Source organism: Roseibium aggregatum (assembly GCF_017309185.1).
Taxonomy (GTDB): Bacteria; Pseudomonadota; Alphaproteobacteria; order Rhizobiales; family Stappiaceae; genus Roseibium; species Roseibium aggregatum_B.
On sequence record NZ_JAEKJZ010000005.1, the window covers coordinates 437,302 to 460,369 of the forward strand.

The following is a 23,068-nucleotide window of genomic DNA, read 5'->3' on the forward strand; positions in this document are numbered from 1 at the left end:
GGGTTTTTCAAATGGATTTTACGATCTCCCCCGAGCTTGAGGCACTGCGCGCTCGTATCGCCGATTTCGTCGAAACCCGGCTTTTGCCGCTTGAGGAAAACCCGTCCTGCTACGATGAGCACGAGAACATTGCCTACGAAACCCTGGAGGACCTGCGGGCGCAGGCCCGGGCGGAAGGCCTGTGGTGTCTGCAACTGGCGAGGGAAACCGGCGGCGGCGGCTTGTCCAAGGTCGGCATGGCGGTCTGCTACGAGGAAATGAACCGGTCGATCTTCGGGCCGGTCGTGTTCAACTCCGCCGCCCCCGACGACGGCAACATGATGGTGCTTGAAAAGGCTGCGACCCCTGAACAGAAGGACCAATGGCTGAAGCCCATCGTGGACGGCAAGGTGCGTTCGTCCTTCGTGATGACGGAACCGCATCCGGGCGGCGGCTCGGACCCGGGCATGATGCTCACCACCGCGACGAAGGCGGGCGACAAATATGTCATCCGGGGCCGCAAATGGTTCATCACCGGGGCCGGGGATGCCAGCCATTTCATTCTGGTCGCCCGCACCTCCGACGATCTCAGGCGTGGTCTGACCGCGTTCCTGCACCATCGGGACGAGCCCGGCTGGCGGATCGACCGGCGTATTCCGATCATGGGGCCGGAAGAACATGGCGGCCATTGCGAAGTCGTCTACGAGGGCATGGAGCTTCCCGCCGACCGGATCATTCTGGGGGAGGGGCTGGGTTTGAAGATCACCCAGATGCGGCTGGGCCCGGCGCGGTTGACCCATTGCATGCGCTGGCTTGGACTTGCCAAGCGCTGCACGGAGATCGCCCGGGAATATGCCGTCAACCGGCATGGCTTCGGCGTCCGCCTGTCCGACCGGGAAAGCGTTCAGATCAAGCTGGGCGACCTTGCCATGGGCATCGAGACCGGCCGGCTTCTGGTGATGAAGGCGGCCTGGGCGCTGGACCAGGGCAGTTTCGCCCGCAAGGAAGTGTCGATGGCGAAGATCCATGTCGCCAATCTTCTGCACAAGGCGGCCGATGTCGGCATCCAGATCAACGGTGCGCGAGGCTATTCCAAGGATACGGTCCTGGAGTGGATCTACCGCTATGCCCGCCAGGCGCGGCTGGTGGACGGCGCAGACGAGGTCCATCAGATGGTTCTGAACCGGGAGCTGAATGCCGAGGGCCGGGACTTCTGGCGCTGGAACGTTCAGGAAGGATGACCGGATGTTCGAAGCACCCTTTCTTGCTCCACGCGGAGCGAACCACGCGCCGCTCTCACCGTTGGCATTGTTCGAGCGAACGGTCGCCGAACATCCCGCCGCCACTGCACTGATCGCGGGAGACAAGACCTACGATTACGTGGACCTGGACGCAGCGGTACAACGCATGGCGGAAGGACTGGCCGGGCGCGGGGTGAAGCGGGGCGATGTCGTTTCGGTTCTGTCGGCGAACGGACCGGAGATGCTGGTGGCCCATTTCGCGGTTCCACTCGTGGGGGCCGTTCTCAATACCATCAACACCCGGCTCGATCCGGCGGCTGTCCGTTACATTCTCGATCATTGCGGAGCCTGCCTGGTCCTGGCGGATGCGCGAAGCGCTTCTCTGGCGGTCGAAGCCGCCGGAAGCAGGCCTTGCCTCGTTTTTGGCTCACAGTCGGTTTCAGGGCTTGTTCCCTTCGAGGTGATGACGGGTCCTGTCCCCGGCCACAGGCGGGACTGGCGTCAGGTCGTCACCGACGAATGGCAGCCGATCGCGCTCAATTACACCTCGGGTACGACGGGCAGCCCAAAGGGCGTGGTCCTGCATCATCGCGGCGCCTACATGAACGCGGTCGGAAACGCGGCGACGCTGCGCTTCAATCCCGGCACGGTCTATCTCTGGACGCTGCCGCTGTTTCATTGCAACGGCTGGTGCCATGGCTGGGCGGTTACCGCGGCCGGAGGCACGCAAGTGTGCCTGGACGGGATCGATCCGGAGGAGATCTTCGCCGCAATCGAGCGTTTTGGCGTCACGGATCTGTGCTGTGCTCCGGTGGTGCTCTACATGCTCCTGGATCACCCGGCGCACTTGAGCCGCAACGGCGCATCGCGTCGCGTCATGGTCGGCACCGGTGGAGCTGCGCCGACCACCTCCCTGATCGAACGGCTGGATCACATCGCCTTCGACCTGACGCATCTTTACGGACTGACGGAATGTTTCGGGCCCTGCACGGTCAACCGGCTGCCGGAAGCGATGGCCGACGCGCCCGCCTCGGAAAAGGCACTCTGGCTGGCATCTCAGGGACGTCCGCATTTCACCGCGCCCGAGTTGCGGGTGGTCGCGTCCGACGGCAGGGACGTCCCGGCCGACGGCGAGAGCCAGGGAGAGGTTGTTCTGTCCGGGGTAACTGTTATGGCAGGCTATCTCAAGGACGAGGAGAACACGGCCGAGGCGTTCAAGGACGGATGGTTCCATACAGGGGACCTGGCGGTGATGTTGCCGGATGGCCGGATACAGATCCGCGACCGCGCCAAGGACATCATCATCACCGGTGGCGAGAATGTCTCGACGCTGGAAATAGAGGATGTGCTGCACCGGCACACAGGGGTCCGCCTTGCCGCGGTGGTTGCCGCACCGCATCCGAAATGGGGGGAGACCCCGTTCGCCTTTGTCGACGCGGATGTCGACCTCACCGCAGAAGAGCTTGACCGGTTCTGCAGGACACATCTTGCGGGCTTCAAGCGTCCGCGCCAATTTGTGTTTGAACCGATTCCGAAAACCGCGACGGGCAAGGTGCAGAAGTTCGTCCTGCGCCAGCGTGCCGCCGAAATCGCATCGGAGACCGATGATGACCGGGATTGATTTTCTGCCCGAGCGCCTGGAAACGTTTCTGTCGGAGCGTTTCGGCAAAAACGGGACGTTTGAGCTGGAGCGGATCTCGGGGGGACAGTCGAACCCGACCTATTTCGTGACCTGGGGTGGCGAACGCCTGGTGCTGCGCAAGCAGCCGAACGGCGAGATCCTGAAAGGCGCTCATGCGATCGACCGGGAATACCGGGTGATGAAGGCGCTTCATCCAACCGGCGTTCCGGTTCCACGCCCGGTTCTCATCCATGAGGACCCGGACGTCTTGGGCACGCCTTTCTATCTCATGGAGCGGGTTGAAGGCCGGGTCTTCTCCGACTGCGCCCTGGCGGAGGTGCCCGAGCAAGAACGCAAGCCTCTCTGGATGGGGCTCGCGGATGCGATGGCAAAGATGCATCGAGTCCGGCCGGAAGAGGTTGGTCTTGGCGATTTCGGGCGGCCGGGCAATTACTTCGAACGGCAGATCAAGCGCTGGAGCGGCCAGTGGCAGTCGTCGCCGACCGGGGACATTCCTGAACTCGACGCTCTGGTGGAGTGGCTGCCGGCGAACCTGCCGGAGGACAACGGCGCGGTGAGCCTCGCCCATGGCGACTTCCGGCTCGGCAATGTTTTGTTCCACCCGAGCGAGCCGCGCGTGGTGGCGATCCTGGACTGGGAACTCTCCACGCTTGGCCATCCGCTGGCCGATCTTGGTTTCTGTGTCATGCCCTGGCACACGTCCCCCGATGAATATGGCGGCATAAAGGGGCTCGACATTGACGGGCTCGGGCTGCCATCAGAGGAGGAGTTCGTGGCGCGTTATCAGGCAGCCAACCCCCAAGCCGGTGCATTGCTGCCCTTCCACAAGGCCTTTGCGTTGTTCCGCTTCGCGGTGATCTTCGTCGGCATCACCGATCGCGCCCGTTCGGGCAACGCGGCCGGCCAGGATGCCGCCGCCCTGGCCCCGCTCGCGCGCCGCTTCGCCGTGCGCGGACTTGAAATCGCTCTCGGGACCACCTGAGGAGCCTAGTTTTGGATCTGGAGGATCGAAATGAATAAATCGGTGATGATCGTCAGCGGTGCGCGCACCGCGATTGGAACCTTCGGCGGAAGCCTGTCGGGCATCGCCCCCTGCGAGTTGGGCACCCGTGTCGCGGCGGAGGCGATCAGCCGTGCTGGCGTCGAGCCGGGCGAGATCGGCCAGACGGTCATGGGCAACGTGCTCCATACCGAGCCGAGGGACATGTATCTGTCGCGGGTCGCCGCGATTGGCGCCGGGGTCCCCGAGACGAGTCCGGCCCTGACGCTCAACCGGTTGTGTGGATCCGGCCTGCAGGCGGTGGTCAACGCCTATGAGCAGATCGTGCTCGGCAACGCAAAGGTGACGCTCGCCGGTGGCGCGGAAAGCATGAGCCGGGCGGGTCATCTGGTTTCGTCGGCGCGTTTCGGCGCGAAGATGGGCGACGTCTCGGCGACCGACATGATGATCGGCGCGCTGACCGACCCCTTCGGCAACGGTCACATGGGGATCACGGCGGAGAACATCGCCGGGTCGAAGGGGATCGACCGGGTCACCCAGGATGCCTTTGCGCTTGAGTCCCACCGCCGGGCGGCGCGGGCACAGGCGGAAGGGCGCTTCGACAGCCAGATCCTGCCCATCGAGGTCAAGCAGCGCCGCGAGGTCGTGAGCTTCGCGAAGGACGAGATGGTGCGCGAGAGCGTGACCCTTGAGGATCTGGGCAAGCTGCGCCCTGCGTTCAAGAAGGACGGCTCGGTGACGGCGGGCAATGCCAGCGGCATCAACGACGGCGCGGCGGCCCTTGTGCTGGCGCAAGAAGACGTCGTTTCCGCCAAGGGGCTCTCGCCGATGGCCCGGATCGTGGCGACCGGGCTCGGCGGCGTGGCGCCGGAGGTCATGGGTCTTGGTCCGATCCCGGCGACGCAGCAGGCGTTGCAACGCGCGGGCCTGAGCGTTGCTGAACTCGACGCGATCGAGAGCAACGAGGCCTTCGCGGCCCAGGCTTGCGCGGTGTCGCAGGGCCTCGACATGGATCCCGAAAAGGTCAATCCGAATGGCGGTGCGATTGCGATGGGGCACCCGGTGGGCGCGTCCGGCGCGATCATTCTCGTCAAGCTGCTTTACGAACTGGAACGCACCGGCGGCCGCTACGGTCTCGCCACCATGTGCATCGGCGGCGGCCAGGGGATCGCCCTGGTGGTGGAAAACCTGCGCCGGTAAGCCGGAGAGGGCTGCCGTGGATACCGGCTTCGCGTCCACTGGACTTGCATGACCTTCCGCTGCCTCCCCGGACGGAGCGCGGCGGAGGTGCGAACCCCGGAAGCCGCGCAACGCCTCACGCGGGCTAGGACACCTTGTGGCGGTTCAGGCCCGTCCGGGTCACAGGCGCGAGGGCGCCTCTGTGGCAGCGGCACACAAAGCGTGGGGGCAGGGTACCGGCACTCTTTCAGGGCTGAGCCTGGACTCAGGTTTGTCGTCACCGAAGGGTGGGCCTTGAATGCCTGTGGACCTCACAGGCCTGCGGAGTCCATCAACTCGAGTCCGCAGGCCGCGCCGCGAACCATCAGTGCGCGAAGCTGATAAAGCGGCATACTGGGTACGCTCGCCCGGGCAATCAGGGACAGGTCGTGCGGCTGGTCTGTCATCCGCCGCGCAATCTGGTCGCCGACAAAACCGGACATTGCGACGCCCGCGCCGTTGAAGCCGCCTGCATAACCAATCCGGTCGGTCACCAGCCCGGCAATCGGCAGTCCGTCGAACGACAAGGCGACCTGCCCTGACCAGCGGTACTCGACTTTCATTCCGTCCAGGCTCGGAAAAATCGCTCTCATCGCTTTTTCGAGCCTGTCGAATGCGGCGGGTGCCTCAACATGTCCGAGAGCGCCTCGACCGCCAAACAGGATTCGACCGTCAGACTTGCGAAACCACCGCATCATGCGGCGGGTTTCGGTGTAGCTGCGCTCATGTTTCAACAGCTTCCGGTACAGGTCCGGCGGCAGTTTTTCCGTTGCGATGATGGCACTGCGAAAAGGAACCAGGCCCCGCGCGATCCGCTGCCCCGCTTTGCCGGAGACCTGGAAGGCATTCGTTGCCAGCAAGGCCTTTCGGGCGTGCACCTCTCCCGCTTGCGTCCGTATCCGGACACCCGTTCCGGTATCGCGGATGTCGGTCACGGGTGTCTCGGCAAAGACCGGAACCCCGAGAACCGACAGGGCTCTCCACAGCCCCATGAGGTAGGACAATGGCTGGATGGTGCCCGCGTTTTCTTGCAGAACGCCGCCGACGAACCCCTTCGTTCCAGTCTCCTCCGCAACGGCGTCGCGGCCGAGTGTCTTCAGGTTCGTTTCTCCGAGGATGTCGCGAAGCCAGGCGGCTTCCTCACTGGCATGGTGGTAAGCTCTTGACGAGTGCGCGCATTTCAACGCGCCCACTTGCCGGAAACCGGCATCTTTCAGATCGAACCGCTCCAGAGTCGCGAGAAGATGATCGACGCTGCCGTTCGCAATCGCATGCATGCGCCGGGCAACATCGAGCCCATGCGACTTTGCCAGGTCGCCGAAACTTCGGCGGAATTTGGCGGACACGACACCGCCGTTGCGTCCGCTGGCGCCCTGTCCGGGCGAGCCGGCCTCAAGCAATACGACGTTCAGTCCGAGATCGGCGAACGCCAGCGCGGCATGAAGTCCGGTGTAGCCGCCTCCGACAACCGCAATATCGCAAGTTTCATCCCCGGTCAGCGCCGGAGGATGCAGCTCTGGAGATGAGGCTGTATCCCGCCATAGCGATGCTGGCAAAGACGGCAGTTGCATCACGTGTCTCCGAAGACCCTGTCGGCCAGAGCCGCCAGACTTGGCAGGCGCAGATCCGGTTCGGTGAAGCTCATGGGATCCGGTGTTCCGCCGTAGCCGGGCTGGTCGTGGCGGCGCTCGATCCAGCAAACGGAATAGCCAAGTTCCCTGGCGATGCCGATATCATGGTACTGGCTTTGCGCCACGTGCAGGATTTCATCCTGACCGTATCCAAAAGCGGACTGGCGACCACGATTGAACTCGAAAAACTTCGGGTCGGGCTTGGCGCATCGGGCTTCGTCGCAGGTGACCGCATCGTGAAACGGCAAACCGAGACGCTCGGCATAGGCCGTGTAGGCGGTGCGGTCGGCATTCGTCATGGCGACCAGACGGAAACGGGCGCGCAGCCTGGCAAGCGCTTCGGCGGAATCCTGGAACGCGGGCCATTCGAGGACGGAAAGCTGGAAGTCCCGCGCCGCGGCTTCCGATTTCACCAGTCCGAGCTCGCCGGCCAAATGAAGATAAACATCGCCGAAAACCTCGCTGGAGCGGCCGTAGTGCTGCGCGCGTCCCGCCATGTAGGGCCGGAAGATCTCGTCGTCGGACAGACCGGCAGCCGCCTCCCCGCCAATCCGCCGGACGGCATCGAGCACGCCCTTTTCAAAATCGATGCAGGTGCCGACGATGTCGAATGTCAGAACCTTGAAACGGGAGAAATCCATCTATGCCTCGTCTGCTGCCCCGATGCCGGGAAGGTGATCTCAGCAAACCTGTCGCAAGTCCGCAAGCGAACGCAATTGCCAAATTCTTTGCCAAATCATAATCTGAGGTAATGAATGGTCTCCGTCGCAAGCTGCCGTCCACCGGCGCGCTCTTTGTCTTCGAGGCAGCTGCAAGGCTCGAAAATTTCACTCGGGCCGCAGATGAACTCAATGTCACGCAGCCCGCCGTCAGTCGAACGCTGGCGGCGCTGGAAGGGTATCTGGAGACGCAATTGTTCGTTCGTGAAAAGCCCGGTGCCCGGTTGACGGCGGATGGAAAACTCCTGAAAGCCGCGGTTTCATCGGCTTTTCTGGAGATCGAGCAGGCCCTCGACGCAATTGAGGAACGCAAGACCGGCAAGGTGCAAATAACGCTGTCGGTTTCGACGGCCTTCACGACGCATTGGCTCATGCCGCGCATTGCCCGGTTTCAAGCGGCATTTCCTGAGGTCGATCTCCGCTTTCAGCTTATTCCGGGTCCGGTGTCCGGGCCGGCCGAAACAGTCGATCTCGCGATGCGCTATTTCCCCAAGGGCGAAGGAACCGGCAGGTTCGTCATGCATGAAGCTTATGTACCGGTTTGTTCCGACGGATATCTCCAAACACCGCACGCGAAAGGGGAAACGCTGATTTGGCTGGAAGGAGACGACAGCGACCGGATGGCCGGTCTGGAGGGGAGGACCGGGCCCGTTCCGGAGACGCAGCTCGCCTTTTCCGATTATTCGGTGGTGGTCCAGGCGGCGCTGATGGGTCAGGGAATCGCCGCCGGCTGGCTGAATGTGGTCGCGCACTGGATGCGCGAAGGCCGTCTCGTGCCTGCCGCGGACAGGATTTCAGTCCCCGGACGCGAATGCCGGCTGCTGATGCGTCCCAGGGCCGTTCGCGAGGATCTGGTCGCCGGCGTAGCCGACTGGCTTGTCGCTGAACTTCGGCAGGATCTCGCTGCCATCGATGCCGCCCATCCATTGCTCGGAATTGCCGCTCTGCTTGAAACCGGATCCGCTTCATGAGGCTCAATCCCGCGATCTACGAGGCCTTCCAGGTGGTGATGCGCACCGGCACGATCTCGGGCGCGGCGGAAATCCTCGGCCGCAGCCAGCCCGCCGTCAGCCGAATGATCGACAAGCTGGAAGACAGCGTCGGCGTCAAACTGTTCGAGCGGCGCAAGGGCCGGGTCTTTCCGACCCATGCCGCGCATCTGCTGCTGGAGGAGGTGGAACGGCTTTTCGTCTCGCTTTCGTCCCTCGACGATTTCAGCCGGCGGCTGGAGGAGGGGCGGGAGGCCAGCGTCGGCGTCGCATCGCTGCCGGCGCTCGGTCTCGACTTCATGCCGGAGGTCATCGCGCGGTTTGCCAAGGAAAGACCACAGGCCCGGGTCATCCTGAACGTCCGGATGTCGGTCAGCGTGGAGAAATGGGTCTCCACCCAGCAGGTCGATTTCGGTTTTGCCGAAACCCCGTTTCAACTGACCGGTTTCAATACGCGGATCTTCGCAGACACGTCCTATGTCGTCGCCCTGCCCACGGGGCATCCCTTGTCCGAAAAGGAGGAGATCCGGCCGGCGGACCTGCGCGGCGAGCGGATGGTCGGCTGGACGACCTTCGTCTCCGCCCGGCGCAGTTTCGACGATATCATGCAAGGTGCCGGAATCGTGGCCAGGCAACTGGTGGAAAGCACAATGTCCGCCCCCATGTGCAACATGGTCAAACGCGGCCTCGGTCTTGCTGTCGTCGATCCGTTCACGGCCTGGGCGCATAAGGATCCGAAGATCGTCTTCCGGCCCTTCGCGCCGCGCATAGCCTGCCGCTTCGCCCTGCTTCAACCGGACACACGCGTTCCGAGTACCCTCGCAAGCGAGGTGATCGGTCATGCCGAGGCGCTTCGCGACGAAGTGCTCGTGCAAGTTCCCTGACACTGTCCCTTTATGCAGAAAACGCATACTGAAAGACGTATTTTGCATTTTGCTTGTAATTGGCGTTGAGCTCTACTTCGCTTATGCACCCCTTATCGGAACGTGACATTGCGGAGCAGATCTTTGACGTCGTCGTCGTCGGCGGTGGCGTCAACGGCACAGCTTCGCTGCGTGAGCTTGCGCGTGCCGGATACAGAACCCTACTTGTCGAGGCGGACGACCTCGCTTCCGGCGCAAGCGGGCGCTCGTCCCGAATGCTGCATTGCGGGCTGCGTTACCTGGAGACGGAAAACCCGATTCTGGACGCGCTTCGCCATCCTGGCCGCTTCTTCAAGGCGCTCGGAATGGCGGGGGATGCGATGAGGGCGCGGGCGGAGCTCGCCGATGACGACACCGTCGCAACACGCGCGATCGAACTCGGCTTTCCGGTCTGGGAGAGCGGTCCGTTTCCCCTCTGGCAACTGAGTGCCGGGCTCAAATTGCTGGAGTTCGTGGGTCCCGGGAATCCTCCCCTGGACCGCGCACGGCTGAATGCGGATGAGACCCGGCAGCACCCCATCGGCCGCCACCTGCGCGATCCCGGCAAGCTCAAGGGGATGGTTACCTTCCGGGAATATCTGTTTGAGTCCCCCGAGCGCCTGTGCGTCGACAACGCGATGGACGCGGAAGCGCACGGCGCTGAGCTGGTCCTGAAGACGCGCGCGGAAATCCGTGAACGGGACAACGAGGGCCTATGGCGGATCGCGCTGGACGGCCCGCGGGGAACAAGGGAGGTCCGCGCCCGGGTGGTCCTAAACATGGCCGGCAGCTGGGCGGATGGTCTCGGACACTTCAAAAAGCGGCTGATCCAGGGCACCAAGGGCGCGCACATCATCGTGCGGCTGCCGGAGGGTTTCGCCGACCGCGGCATTGCCACTTTGCACCGCGGCGGCCATCCCTTCTACGGTCTTCCCATGGGAGAAAACCGGTTCTATTTCGGTCCGACCGAGACGCTGTTCGAAGGCGACGCACGGAGGGTGCGGGCCGACGCCGACGACGTCGAATTCCTGTTGGCGGAAGCCAATCACCTTCTTCCCGGACTTGGGCTTAAACGCAGCGATATCGAACAGACCTGGGCAGGCGTCCGGCCATTGACCCACGACCCCGAGCGGCCCATGGGCGCGCGCGAGCGCACCGTGCACGATCTCGCGCCTCAGGGCTTCGGCAACGTGCTTGCGATGACCGGAGGTCCGGTCATGAGTTCGAGGGGGGCGGGACGCCTCATGCTGACCGAGGTCGGAAAGCGTCTCGGAGCCCCGCCGCCGGTGTCCCGGGACATCCGCGCCAGCTCCGCCAACTCCGGCCGGGATCCCGCGGTGCTCGCGGTCACCCACGAACATGCTCCGGACCTTTACGGGGTTCTGGCCCAAAGAACCGGGGCCGTCTGGAGCGGCCGGCTGGAACGGGCGGAGGCCGAGCGGGCCGCCCGCAAGGTGGCCTCTCATTTCGGTTGGGACGACACGCGGACCGAGCAGGAAATCGACGCCTTTCTGGTGCGCCAGGACACCAGCTTTCAGGTCCCCTCGGCAATCGAGGACAACCCGGATCAACCGGGAGAAAACCAAAACAACCTTTCAGATTGGAGAACGAAATGAGATTTCTAAAAGTCTTCGCCAGCGCCACCGCGCTGGCCGCGGCGATCGCAACGGGATCTTCCGCTCAGGAAGCGCAGAACGACCGCTTCAAGGAGGTGCTCGACAGGGGTGTCCTGCGCGTCGGCGTTCAGGGTGCGTTCAAGCCCTGGGCGTTCCGCTCGCCCGACGGAAAATTGCAGGGCATTGAGGTCGACCTCGCCAAAACGGTCGCCGACCGCATGGGCGTGGAACTCGAGCCGGTCGTGATCTCCTCCGCGAACCGTATGGAGTTCCTTCAGCAAGGCAAGATCGATCTCCTGATCGGTGCGATGTCGGACCGTCCGGACCGCCGCAAGGTCGTGGGAATTGTCGAGCCTTCCTACTGGACTTCCGGCCCGACCCTGATGGCGAAGGAAGGTGTGATTTCGTCCTGGGACGACATCAAGGGCAAGCCCGTCTGCGGCAAGCAGGGTGTCTTCTACAACAAGATCGCCGAAGTGGAGTTCGGCGCCCGGGTCATTGCGTTCGGCGGCAATACGGAGGCCAAGGAAGCCTTGCGGTCCGGCAAGTGCGTTGCGTGGGTCTATGACGACACGTCGATCTCCGCGGACCTGGCGAGCGGCGAGTGGGACGGCTTCGAGATGCCTGTCGACACCGTTTTCTCAAACCCTTGGGGTGCCGCGGTTCCACTGGAAGAACAGGACGGGATCTGGGGCACCTTCATGAGCGGAATGGCGTATAACTGGCACAAGGAAGGCACGCTGATCGAGCTGGAGAAGAAATGGGGTGTGAAGCCATCTCCCTGGATCGCCCAAATGCACGAAAAGCTGCAGTACGACAACGCCTATCTGGAAAACTGATCGTTCGGGCGATTGCGACAAGAACATTCCTCCCGCGCAATCTTGATCTAGTCTGGTCAGGGGGGCGGCAGACAAACCCCGATTGCCGCTCCCCAAAAGCGTAACTACAGGACCCTTTCGCCGTGCTGGATATCATTGCGCCGTTCTTCGAGCGGCTCTACGAGACGACCGGACTGAATTTTTCTCCTTTCTACGATCCTTACGACTGGAACCGTCTGCTGAGGGGCATGTGGGTCTCCGTCGAGTTGATCATTGCGATCATCGCGCTTTCCCTGGTGATTGGCGTGATCGGTGCGGGAGCGCAGACCTCCAGGATCCGCGCCGTTCGCTGGCTCGTCGCTGCCTACATCGAAATCTTCCGGAACACGCCGCCGATCGTTCAGCTGCTGTTTTTCTATTTCGGCCTCGGTGCAATAACGCCTCAAGTCGACATGGGCGGCTGGTATGAACCGATGATCGGCTCTTTTGGCTGGGCGGTCATCGCTATCGGCATCTTCGGGGGAAGCTATAACGTCGAGATCTTTCGGTCCGGCGTCGAGGCGGTCCCCGGGACCACGGTCGAAGCCGCGGAAGCGCTCGGCTTCACGAACTTCCAGATTTTCGTCTACGTGACGTTGCCGCTCGCATTCCGCTTCTGCCTTCCGGCCCTCACCAACAACATCATCAGCCTTGCGAAGACCTCCTCGCTCGCATACGTGATCGCGGTTCCCGAAATCACCTATTCCCTAAGCGGCATCTGGTCGGACAGCGTCAACGTTCCGGAAATGATGGTGCTTCTGTTCGTCTATTACATCGTTCTGGTCGCCATTATCGCGCGCCTGATGAGCAGCCTGGAGCGCAGGCTCGCGTTACCGGGGTACGGCCAATGACAGATTTCACACTCAACCGGCTGACATGGCGCGCACCGCTTCTGACCGCGGCTATCTGTGTTGCCTCGACCGTTGCGGCTCTGGCGCAACAGACGACGGAGGATCCCGTGTCCGCGCTCGGCACGCTGGTAATCTGGATCCCCTTCATCCTGAAGGGCTTCTGGCTCAACTTCGTCATGAGCGTGCTGGCGATGGCGTTCGCGACGGTAACGGGCGTGCTCCTGGGGTTCATGCAGATCAGCCCGAACGCCGTCATCCGGATGCCGGCCAAACTCGTCACCCACCTGTTCCGGAACTCGCCCTGGCTGGTGATCCTTTTCGCGATCATGTTCCTCGTGCCGTTCCAGATCACGCTTCCGGGCGGCGACAAGATACTGATCCCCGACTGGGTCAAGGCAACCGTCGGCTTCGCGCTGCCGGTCATGGCGAACATATCCGAAATCCTGCGTGGCGCGGTGATGTCCATTCCGTCCGGTCAGTGGGAAAGCGCCGAAAGCCTGGCTTTCAGCCGCCGTCAGACGCTGATCTACATTATCCTGCCGCAATGCGTGCGCCGGATGATTCCACCCTGGATGAACTGGTATGCCCTTCTGACGCTGATGACGCCGATGGCGGCCATTCTCGGGGTCAACGAAGCCCTCGGAAACACACAGGCGGCGATGGAAGCCGCGGGGGCTCGCCCCGAGTTCCTCATCCCGTTCTACCTTTTCCTGATGACGCTGTTCTTCATCTTCATCTACCCGCTTTCCATCTACACCCGCCGGCTCGAGCGCCGCTTCGCCGCGGGATCGTGACAGGAGACACGCTCACATGATAACCGCCGACAACTGGACCCCGGACCAGCCGATCGTGGCGCTTCACGACGTTCACAAAAGCTTCGGCGAAAACGAAGTGCTCAAGGGTATCGATCTGGAGGTGATGAAGGGGGAGGTCATCTGCATCATCGGCCCGTCGGGGTCGGGCAAGTCGACCCTCATCCGCACGATCAACGGACTGACGCCCGTGACCAGAGGCTCGGTGAAGGTCGAGGGACAGGAAGTCCATGATCCCGATCTGGACAAGCTGGCCCTGCGCCGCAAGGTCGGCATCGTTTTTCAGCAGTACAACCTGTTTCCCCACAAGACCGTCCTGCAGAACGTGATGATGGCGCCGGTCCTTGTCCTGCGCGAGAACAAGGACGAGGTCAGGGAGCGGGCAAGGTCGCTTCTTGCGAAGGTACAGCTGAACGGCAAGGAAGAGGCCTATCCCGCGGAACTGTCCGGCGGTCAGCAGCAGCGCGTTGCGATCGCCCGCAGCCTTTGCATGCGGCCCGACGTGATGCTGTTCGACGAGGTGACAGCCGCACTGGACCCGGAAACGGTGAAGGAAGTCCTCGTCGCCATCAAGCAACTGGCCGGCGAAGGCATGACGTGCGTGCTTGTCACGCACGAAATGGGTTTTGCGCGCGAAATATCCGACAGGGTTTATTTCACCGATGCCGGGCGCATCGTCGAAAGCGGGCCGCCGGCGCAGATTTTTGAAACGCCGAAGGATCCGCGCACGCAGGAATTCCTGTCCAAGGTGCTCTGACGCGCCATTTCACCGCTGACTTTTTATACCGGACCCGTCGGTCATCGCGGGTCCCAAGGGACGAGTATTGCCATGACACACGCGAATTCGACACGCACGAAGGACCCCTTGCTCCAGCCCCTGTCCATCAAGAAGCTGAAATTGCGCAATCGGATCATGAGCACCTCCCACGCCTGCGGGCTGCACAAGGACGGATTTCCCCAGGAGGCCTATCAGGCCTACCACGAGGAAAAGGCGAAGGGGGGCGTCGGCCTGTCCATGTTCGGCGGTTCGTCCAATGTCGACATCGACAGTCCCAGCATCTTCCAGCAACTCAATGTCGGGACCGATGCCATTATTCCCCATTTCCAAAGATTTTCGGAGCGCATGCATGCACAGGGCGCCGCGCTCATGTGCCAGATCACCCACCTTGGCCGTCGTGGAGACCCCTACGCCCAGGACTGGCTTCCCCCGATCGGTCCCTCGCCAATCCGCGAGACGCTCCATCGCGGCATCCCGCGCGAGATGGACGAATACGATATTGAGCGGGTCGTGAAGGCCTACGGTCAGGCAGCCCGGCGCTGCGAGGAGGGCGGCCTTGACGGCATCGAGACGCTTGCGTCCGGCCATATGATCGGCCAATTCCTGTCGCCGAAGACGAACAAGCGAACCGACCGGTTCGGCGGTTCACTGGCAAACCGCTTGCGCTTCGCGCTGATGGTTCACGAGGAAATCCGCCGTAATGTCAGCGACGATTTCGTTGTTGGAATGCGGTATGTGGTCGATGAAGGGATAGACGGGGAGCTGACGCCGGAAGACTGCGTGGCAGCCGCTCGAATGCTGGAGCGCGCAGGTGCCGTGGACTTCTTCAACGCGCTCTACGGCTCGATGGACACATCGCGTTCGCTTTCGGAGGAAGTCTTTCCAGGCATGGGTACGCCTGCGGCACCTTGGGTCGCAGCGGTCGGGCGGTTCAAGCGCGAGGTCGGTCTGCCGGTCTTCCATGCGGCGAAACTCTCGGACATGGCCTCGGCCCGGTATGCGGTTTCCGAGGGTCATGTCGACCTCGCCGGCCTCACGCGGCCGCAGATCGCAGATCCGCATATGGTTGCGAAACTCATGCGCGGAGAAGAACACCGCATCCGTCCCTGCGTCGGGGCGGGCCACTGCCAGTCTCCCCACCGTCCGAAATGCCTTCACAATGCGGCGACAGGGCGGGAGTTGACGATGGGACATGAAATCAGGAAAGCCGAAAAGCCGCGCCGCGCGGTTGTCGTCGGCGCAGGGCCGGCCGGTCTGGAGGCGGCGCGCGTGCTCTGCGAACGGGGACACCAGGTTCAGATCTTCGAGGCGGCGCCCCAACCGGGCGGACAGATGCTGCTCGCCGCCAGCAGCTGGCGCCGGGACCTGATCAGCACCATCGAGTGGCGCCTGGCCGAACTCGAGATCCTGGGCGTTCGGGTTGCCTGCAACAGGTACATGGACGCACACGATATCATGGCGCTCGACCCGGATCTCGTGATCCTGGCAACCGGTGGAATTCCGCAGACCGGCTTCGGTCACGGCGACGATCTTGTTCTGAGCACCTGGGATATCGTCGGACGGCAGGTGAAACCCGCCGGCGACGTTCTCGTTTGGGACAACACCGGCCGGCATCCGGCTTTGCTCGCTGCCGGCGCGGCCCTGGCGGAAGGAGCAAGAGTGCAGCTTGCGACAATCGACACGACTGTCGCGCAGGATCTGGTCTATCCGGAATCCACTCGCTGGCACAAGGAGTTCGCCAAGGTGGACCTGCGTTCTCAGGGACATATGCGCCTGACGTCCGTCACGCGCCAGGGCAACCGGCTCGAGGCAACACTGCTCAACGAACTCACCCACGAAAGCGAACGGCGCCTGGTCGACCAGGTTGTCGTGGAAATGGGCACTCTTCCGATGGACGACCTGTTTGAAGAGCTCAGAGGCCGGGCAGGAAACAAAGGCGTGACGGACATTCACGCCCTGCGGGACCTGAAGCCACAACCGCGCGCCGCCGAAGGGTTCGAACTGCACAGGATCGGGGATGCTCTCGCCTCCAGAAACGTCCACGCCGCCGTCTATGACGCCTTGCGGCTTTGTTCGGTGAGCTGACACTAGGTGACGGATGATGTTCACTGAGGACTCACCCATGAAGCGCTGGCCATGAAGACCCCTGCTGAAGTCTACAGGCCGACATCGAAACAGTATCAGGGTCTGCCGGACCTGGACTGTCCCTTCCATGATCGAGAACTACTTCAGCAAAATCAGAGAGTTCAGAGGCATCAACACACGAAACGACAAAACCGATGCCAGCCATGAAGCCTCATGGACTCTCGCCGCAACGATCATCGTATTGCGCTGTATTTTCACAAACCCTGGATCGTCAAAACAAATTTTGACCGGATCATTTTGACGTGCCTTTTTTTGAGAACACCCATTCCCGCTCACTGGTCAGGAAGACAGTTTAGCGGACGTTTTCGCCCGGTTTTCCCGAAGCCAGCTGAGAAAGCTATCGCTCTGGCGCGACACCGGCCTGGGACAGTGCAGCGTGTAGGCACCCAGCACAATGTCTTTTGTCGCGGGCAGTGCGAGTAGCCTGCCCGATGTCAGGTCGTCCTCGATGATAAAGTATGGTGCCAGAACCATGCCCAGCCCTGATATGGCGCCACGAAGGGCCGCGTCGTCCAGATCGAACTGGCCAGCGTAGTTGAGCCGTGTCGAGGCCTTGCCGTTCGATTCCAACCAGAGCCTCCAGTCCCAGTTTCCTCGAGCGCTTTGCAATGCGGGTATCTGCGCCAGATCCGTGGGATCGGCGATTTTAGAAAGGAGGTCGGGAGAGAGGTAGGGACGGCAACGATCCTCAAACAATATTTCAGCGTCGGACGGACCGGTTCCGGCGGGATGGTAAGCAATCGCAATGTCCGTCCCGGTATCGCCTGGGGTTCCAGATTGCGCGGTCGTCTCGATGCGAATGTGGAGATCGGGATGTTTGTTATGGAAGTGTTCGAGCCGTGGGATGAGCCATCGCGTCGCGAGCGTAATCGGCACCAAGACTGAAACATCATCGACACCTGACACCGCTGCCTGAATCGCGTGTTCGATGCCCTGCAGCCCTGGTCGCAGGCGCGACGCGAACTCAGCGCCGATATCCGTGAGGCAAACGCTGTTGTTGCTGCGATTCAGCAGTTGCACGCCCATCGCCGTTTCCAGGCTACGGATCTGGTGACTGACGGCGCCCGGCGTGACGCCGAGCATCGCCGCCGCCAGCTTGACACTGCCGCCGTCGGCAACCTCGAGGAAGACACGGATCGAGTTCAGCGAAATCCGGTTAGGCTTTAGCATGAGGAATTTTCACTCAAGGATAAAAACTCTCGTTTGATACTAATGAAATTATGGTCAGAATTGGAAGTGAAATCCTCTTAGAGTGAGAAATTTTGCAGCATACTAATTATCTTCCTGCGGTCCTTTGGGTTCTGCTCAGTACTTGGCTTTGGACGTTGATCTTTGCCGCCGCAAAGTTTGCGGACGGGTCAGTCGGTGCATTTCAGATCACCTTTCTGCGTTACGTCGGCGCTCTGGCGACCGTCCTTCTTCTGGCGCACTGGCGAGGCGGACTGCTCGCACATCGCAGTTGCCAACCGGCCGCCCACTTTCTTCGGGCGCTCTGCGGGTCATCCGCCGCGGTGGCGATCACCTGGGCATCTGCACATATGCCAATCGCGGATGCGACCGCATTCGGCATGCTCTATGGTGTCATCGCTGTCCTTTTGGGCGTCGTCTTCCTGAAGGAACGGCTGAACCACAGGCTCCGATGGGCTATCGCTTTGTCTCTGGCAGGCACCGTGATCGTCATCGTCGGAAAAGGGGCTTTCCGCGAAGCGCTTCCGGCCGCCCCGGCATTCGCCGCCGCTGCAAGCGCATGTCTTCTTGCTGTCGAAGGGCTTCTGATCCGCATTCTCGGGCAAAGCGAAAAGGCCCTGAGTGTGATGCTCTACGTTTGCTTCTTTGGTCTCTTCCTTATGGCCGCACCCGCCTACGCCAACTGGCAATCCCTCAATGTAGAAGCGGTATTTACCTGCATTCTGTTGGGACCGGTCTCAATCGGAGCGCAATACGCCACGATCCGTGGGTACAGATCGGCGCCGCTGTCAGTCGTCGGGCCGGTCGACTACACATGGATCGTATTCGCCGCGCTCTTGGGCTTCGTGGCCTTTGGTGAGAGGTCGGAAACCACCACACTCGTCGGAGGAGCACTGATCGTGCTAGGTGGCGTTTTGCTGGTGCGAACAAGCAGCCCGCCGCAGTAGAGACACCGTTTCATGCGTCCTCCCGGGGCCGTGCCGACGCGCATCAAAAACGTGTAGGCTTTTCACAGGCGGAAACAATCGTCTCCCAAAGCCACTACTCACCTAATGGCAACTGAGTGCGCATCGCTGCCTTCGAACACTGTGTGCCTTGAAACAACTCGGCCCAGGGACCGTCCGCACATGGATGGCTAAGGGCATGGATACCGGGCTTGAAAATTCGTTCGCGTTGGCCTGACTTCATAAGAAGGCTCCGGAAGCGCAACGTATTTATGAAAAATGGCGGAGAGAGGGGGATTCCACTCCGCTATACCCAGAGAGCGCAGGACTCCGCCAATTCTTCAAGGCGGCCAACGGGTTACGATACCCGAAGCGATACCGCGGCCGATACCAAGCGTCAACATACCTTGTCCGTCGTCAGGGTATTCGGAACAGAAGGCTGTGTGATCTACCTGAGCGTTTGGTTCGTCTTCAACGATTAGAGGTGAAGGCGACAACAGAAAGCCGAAGCAGCTGGTCGCTGAGCGGGCGCTTAACCAATGTGATGTTTTCGCTCGGACTGGCGGTCAATGGATGAGGGGATGGGTAATGGGCGGTGTTGAAGAAAAGGACACTGCCGCCTAGAGTAGAATTTGAACAGTTGGTTACTTTAGGAAATAAAATTGCTGGTTGGTTAAATGACATCCGCAGAAACGCGCGAGAATGCGGTTGATGGCGAAGCGGCTGATGCGCAACAGGCCGACGAAGCCGCCCGTGGCAGCCTAATTGAAGATTCAAGTAACGATCTGCCGAAGCCGCGGATTAATAGGTGGTTCAGTTACTTTGATCTCCCAAAATTTATTGTGTTGGGCGCAGCGGTCCTTGCGACTTGGTTTTTCCTGGGCAGTGAAATTCTAAGTTTTGCAGAGGGTGCTTTCCCTTCGGGTAAGGAAGCTATTGTCCTAGGCTTTCTTTCTTTTCTCTATTTGGTTGGCATTGCCTACCTTTGCATAAATCCCAGAAAGGATAAGCAAGCCGACAAACCCAATGTTGTCCGACCGGATGATCTGGAAGTGCTTGCGTATCAGCTGGCCAGAGATCTGCGCAAGCGTGCGAAATGGCTACGCCGGGGCGGCTATGCTTTTATCGGTGCGGTAATCCTGACTGTTGTGGGCGCCTGTGCGATTTATTTTTGGCTGCCAGAGTACACAAGGACACAGCGTCAGGAAGATATCCAGTTTGACATCAATGTGGCCAATCAACTGAATGAAAATCTGCGGAGCCAAACCCGGGCGCAGCAGATCAAGATCGACGATCTCCGCAGCGATGCGATTGCCGTGCGCGACACTTTTGAGGCCAAGGTGAGGGCCGCAAATGACCTGCCGGAGCCTCGGATCGATGTGCCGAGTTTCTACTCGGTGGCCTTTTCGGCTGATGGCCAGCGGGGCCTGGCCGTGGGGCGGATTGGCACGATCCTGTTGTCGCAGGATGGCGGTGAGAGCTGGTCGGCGCAGGCCAGCGGCACGTCCGAGGCTCTCTTCTCGGTTGCCTTTTCGGCTGATGGCCAGCGGGGTCTGGCCGTGGGGGACAGAGGCACGATCCTGTTGTCGCAGGATGGCGGTGAGAGCTGGTCGGTGCAGGCCAGCGGCACGTTCGAAAACCTCCGCTCGGTGGCCTTTTCGGCTGATGACCAGCGGATCCTGGCCGTGGGGTGGAGTGGCACGATCCTGTTGTCTCAGGATAGTGGTGAGAGCTGGTCGGCGCAGGCCAGCGGCACGTCCGAAAATCTCATATCGGTTGCCTTTTCGGCTGATGGCCAGTGGGGTCTGGCCGTGGGAAACAATGGCACGATCCTGTTGTCTCAGGATGGCGATGAGAGCTGGTCGGCGCAGGCCAGCGGCACGTCCGAGGATCTCTTATCGGTGGCCTTTTCGGCTGATGGCCAGCGGATCCTGGCCGTGGGGTGGAGTGGCACGATCCTGTTGTCTCAGGATGGCGGTGAGAGCTGGTCGGTGCAGGCCAGCGGCACGTCCGAAACTCTCTACTCGGTCGCCTTTTCGGCTGATGGCCAGCGGATCCTGGCCGTGGGGGATCGTGGCACGATCCTGTTGTCTCAGGATGGCGGTGAGAGCTGGTCGGCGCAGGCCAGCGGCACGTCCGGAACTCTCTACTCGGTGGCCTTTTCGGCTGATGGCCAGCGGGGTCTGGCCGTGGGGGATCGTGGCACGATCCTGTTGTCTCAGGATGGCGGTGAAAGCTGGTCGGTGCAGGCCAGCGGCGCGCCCGGAACTCTCTACTCGGTGGCCTTTTCGGCTGATGGCCAGCGGATCCTGGCCGTGGGGTGGAGTGGCACGATCCTGTTGTCTCAGGATGGCGGTGAGAGCTGGTCGGCGCAGGCCAGCGGCACGTCCGAGGATCTCTACTCGGTGGCCTTTTCGGCTGATGGCCAGCGGGGTCTGGCCGTGGGGGATCGTGGCACGATCCTGTTGTCGCTTGATGGCGGTGAGAGCTGGTCGGCGCAGGCCAGCGGCACGACCGGACTTCTCCGCTCGGTGGCCTTTTCGGCTGATGGCCAGCGAGGCCTTGCTGTTGGGGAAAGAGGCACGATCTTGTTGTCGCAGGATGGCGGTGAGAGCTGGTCGGCGCAGGCCAGCGGCACGACTGGATTTCTCCTCTCGGTGGCTTTTTCGGCTGATGGCCAGCGGATCCTGGCCGTTGGGGAAAGTGGCACGATCCTGTTGTCGCTTGATGGCGGTGAGAGCTGGTCGGCGCAGGCCAGCGGCACGACCGAGGATCTCATCTCGGTGGCTTTTTCGGCTGATGGCCAGCGGGGCCTGGCTGTTGGGGAAAGTGGCACGATCCTGTTGTCGCTTGATGGCGGTGAGAGCTGGTCGGCGCAGGTTAGCGGCACGTCCGAGAATCTCCTCTCGGTGGCCTTTTCGGCTGATGGCCAGCGGGGTCTGGCCGTGGGAAACAATGGCACGATCCTGTTGTCTCAGGATGGCGATGAGAGCTGGTCGGTGCAGGCCAGCGGCACGTCCGAAACTCTCTACTCGGTGGTCTTTCCAGGCGAAAGCGGGAGAGCACTGGTGGTTGGTGCAACTGGGTACATCGGTTGGGTGCGGCTGCCTGTCGGCCAAGACATTCTCTCTGTGACCGAGGTCACGGATATCCGAAATCTGATTGATGCCTATCCTGAGATTGCCAGCGTTGACAAAGGACCCTTTCTAACCCAGCTCGACGATATTGAAAAAGATCTGGCGTTGGAACGGGGCATCCAGACGACATTGAATAATCGGCTGGTCACATCGGAAAACACGGGATTGGTACCCGAGCAACCCATGCTGTTCGGGCAGCGTTTCGATCTAACGGAGACGATCACGCGGGTTGGACTGGTGGCGCTGATGTTGTTCCTGGTCAGCGTGTTTTCAGCTCTTTACCGCTACAATCTGCGGCTTTCCGCATTCTACGATGGCAGGGCGGATGCACTGATGATGCTTTGGTCTGATGACCACGCACACACTTTGGCCGAACTTGCAGAACTATTCAGCGTCAACGGTATCGAATTTGGGAAGGCGAAATTGCCGACCGACAGCGTGATCAACCTTGCTCGGGACGCTATCAAGTCGCTTCCAAAGGCGGGGAAAGCGGGTGGAACGGGCTGAGGAAAATTTTCATGCGGGAAAGTTTGAGCGGACGGGTCTTCAATTTCTGACCCATTCAATTGAAGAAGTTCGATCACGAGCGACTGCGTCGGTGAGGATAGTCAAATCAATGTTCATCATGATCTCCGGTATTTGGCCTGCTTGAAACCGATTTCTGGCGACCGGCGGCAATCTCAAAATGCCGAAGGCGGTTTTTTGGACGGGCAGTGATGGATACCGTTTGAACTCACGCCGTTACCGTCGTCAGGACCGTTATCCGGATCTTCCGGATCCGGGGCGGGAAAGTCCCGGTGAATAGCCCCTAGATTTGTAGACGCCTTCAGAGTTCATTTTCTGCTGCCGTTCGAATTCGACGGGTGACAGCATTCCGTTTCTGACGTGTTTGCGCTTTGGGTTGTAGAACATCTCGATGTAGTCGAACACATCCTGCTTGGCCTCGACGCGCGTTTTGTAGGTTCGCCGCCGTACCCTTTCCCGCTTGAGCAGGTTGAAGAAGCTTTCGGCGACAGCGTTGTCGTGACAGTTCCCGCGCCGGCTCATTGAATGTTCGAGGTTGTGAGCTTTGAGGAACGAAGCCCAGTCCATGCTTGTGAACTGTGAACCCTGGTCCGAGTGGATTAGAACCTTGTGTTTCGGTTTCCGCCGCCATACGGCCATGAGCAGGGCCTGCAACACGACATCCGTGGTCTGGCGGCTTTGCATCGGCCACCCCACGACGCGGCGGGAAAAGAGGTCGATTACGACGGCAAGATAGGCAAAGCCTTCCAAAGTCCTGATGTAGGTGATGTCTGTTACCCAGACCCTGTCGGGCACCTCCACATTGAACTGCTGGTTGAGGCTATTGTCGACGACCACGGCAGGTCTTCCGCCATAGTTGCCCGGTCTCCGCCTGTATCCGATCTGAGCCTTGAT

General features: G+C 61.3%; 17 protein-coding genes and 1 pseudogene. 14 read left to right on the forward strand and 4 right to left on the reverse strand.

The window, feature by feature from the left end; all coding sequences use genetic code 11:
• Positions 1-11 precede the first annotated feature (11 nt).
• From JF539_RS21805 to bktB, 4 genes are read left to right on the forward strand one after another with little or no spacing between them, the layout of a single operon-like run.
• A complete protein-coding gene (locus JF539_RS21805) occupies positions 12-1,220 on the forward strand; it encodes an acyl-CoA dehydrogenase family protein (RefSeq protein WP_207142840.1) in 1,209 nt (402 codons plus the stop codon).
• A 4-nt stretch (positions 1,221-1,224) separates the two neighbouring features.
• Positions 1,225-2,841: an AMP-binding protein gene (locus tag JF539_RS21810; RefSeq protein WP_207142841.1), complete on the forward strand. Its 1,617-nt coding sequence runs from the start codon at positions 1,225-1,227 to the stop codon at positions 2,839-2,841.
• A complete protein-coding gene (locus tag JF539_RS21815) occupies positions 2,828-3,844 on the forward strand; it encodes a phosphotransferase family protein (RefSeq protein ID WP_207142842.1) in 1,017 nt (338 codons plus the stop codon). Before JF539_RS21810 ends, JF539_RS21815 begins: the two co-directional genes overlap by 14 nt.
• Positions 3,845-3,874: 30 nt before the next feature.
• Positions 3,875-5,062, forward strand: coding sequence for a beta-ketothiolase BktB (gene bktB / locus JF539_RS21820; protein ID WP_207142843.1), 1,188 nt, complete (start codon positions 3,875-3,877; stop codon positions 5,060-5,062).
• Between the two features lie 290 nt (positions 5,063-5,352).
• On the opposite strand, the gene JF539_RS21825 is transcribed toward bktB, so the two are convergent.
• Positions 5,353-6,651 (reverse strand): NAD(P)/FAD-dependent oxidoreductase, encoded by a 1,299-nt coding sequence (locus JF539_RS21825; RefSeq protein ID WP_207142844.1) that lies wholly within the window; start codon positions 6,649-6,651, stop codon positions 5,353-5,355.
• The gene (locus tag JF539_RS21830) at positions 6,651-7,352 is read right to left on the reverse strand and encodes an HAD-IA family hydrolase (RefSeq protein WP_207142845.1); all 702 of its coding nucleotides are present in this window, start codon (positions 7,350-7,352) and stop codon (positions 6,651-6,653) included. The genes JF539_RS21825 and JF539_RS21830 overlap by 1 nt, the downstream gene beginning before the upstream one ends.
• Positions 7,353-7,462: 110 nt before the next feature.
• Here JF539_RS21830 and JF539_RS21835 point away from each other — a divergent pair, with 110 nt between their 5' ends.
• The 8 genes from JF539_RS21835 to JF539_RS21870 all read left to right on the forward strand — a co-directional run bounded on the left by JF539_RS21835 (position 7,463) and on the right by JF539_RS21870 (position 16,320).
• Complete coding sequence (locus tag JF539_RS21835; RefSeq protein ID WP_207142846.1) at positions 7,463-8,401, forward strand: LysR substrate-binding domain-containing protein; 939 nt, start codon at positions 7,463-7,465, stop codon at positions 8,399-8,401.
• Positions 8,398-9,303, forward strand: a complete 906-nt coding sequence (locus tag JF539_RS21840) for a LysR substrate-binding domain-containing protein (RefSeq protein ID WP_207142847.1) — start codon at positions 8,398-8,400, stop codon at positions 9,301-9,303. The genes JF539_RS21835 and JF539_RS21840 overlap by 4 nt, the downstream gene beginning before the upstream one ends.
• Before the next feature lie 83 nt (positions 9,304-9,386).
• Positions 9,387-10,937, forward strand: coding sequence for an FAD-dependent oxidoreductase (locus JF539_RS21845; protein ID WP_207142848.1), 1,551 nt, complete (start codon positions 9,387-9,389; stop codon positions 10,935-10,937).
• Positions 10,934-11,776, forward strand: a complete 843-nt coding sequence (locus JF539_RS21850) for a transporter substrate-binding domain-containing protein (RefSeq protein WP_207142849.1) — start codon at positions 10,934-10,936, stop codon at positions 11,774-11,776. Before JF539_RS21845 ends, JF539_RS21850 begins: the two co-directional genes overlap by 4 nt.
• 122 nt (positions 11,777-11,898) lie before the next feature.
• Positions 11,899-12,645 carry an amino acid ABC transporter permease gene (locus tag JF539_RS21855; RefSeq protein ID WP_207142850.1) on the forward strand — a complete coding sequence of 249 codons (747 nt, stop codon included), beginning with the start codon at positions 11,899-11,901 and terminating at the stop codon, positions 12,643-12,645.
• Positions 12,642-13,439, forward strand: coding sequence for an amino acid ABC transporter permease (locus JF539_RS21860; RefSeq protein ID WP_207142851.1), 798 nt, complete (start codon positions 12,642-12,644; stop codon positions 13,437-13,439). Before JF539_RS21855 ends, JF539_RS21860 begins: the two co-directional genes overlap by 4 nt.
• Before the next feature lie 16 nt (positions 13,440-13,455).
• On the forward strand, positions 13,456-14,214 hold the full coding sequence (locus JF539_RS21865) for an amino acid ABC transporter ATP-binding protein (RefSeq protein WP_209017479.1): 759 nt from the start codon (positions 13,456-13,458) through the stop codon (positions 14,212-14,214).
• A 72-nt stretch (positions 14,215-14,286) separates the two neighbouring features.
• Entirely contained in the window at positions 14,287-16,320 is a 2,034-nt protein-coding gene (locus JF539_RS21870; protein ID WP_207142852.1) for an NADH:flavin oxidoreductase, read from the forward strand.
• A 339-nt stretch (positions 16,321-16,659) separates the two neighbouring features.
• Here JF539_RS21870 and JF539_RS21875 read toward each other — a convergent pair whose 3' ends face one another.
• Positions 16,660-17,550, reverse strand: coding sequence for a LysR substrate-binding domain-containing protein (locus JF539_RS21875; RefSeq protein ID WP_207142853.1), 891 nt, complete (start codon positions 17,548-17,550; stop codon positions 16,660-16,662).
• A gap of 92 nt (positions 17,551-17,642) precedes the next feature.
• On the opposite strand from JF539_RS21875, the gene JF539_RS21880 reads away from it, so the two are divergent.
• Both JF539_RS21880 and JF539_RS21885 read left to right on the forward strand, forming a co-directional pair.
• Positions 17,643-18,515 carry a DMT family transporter gene (locus tag JF539_RS21880; RefSeq protein WP_268957579.1) on the forward strand — a complete coding sequence of 291 codons (873 nt, stop codon included), beginning with the start codon at positions 17,643-17,645 and terminating at the stop codon, positions 18,513-18,515.
• Positions 18,516-19,189: 674 nt separating this feature from the next.
• Entirely contained in the window at positions 19,190-22,156 is a 2,967-nt protein-coding gene (locus JF539_RS21885; RefSeq protein ID WP_207142855.1) for a YCF48-related protein, read from the forward strand.
• Between the two features lie 312 nt (positions 22,157-22,468).
• Here the strand turns inward: JF539_RS21885 and JF539_RS21890 are convergent.
• Positions 22,469-23,068, reverse strand: a pseudogene (locus JF539_RS21890) (IS3 family transposase); the annotation flags it as partial.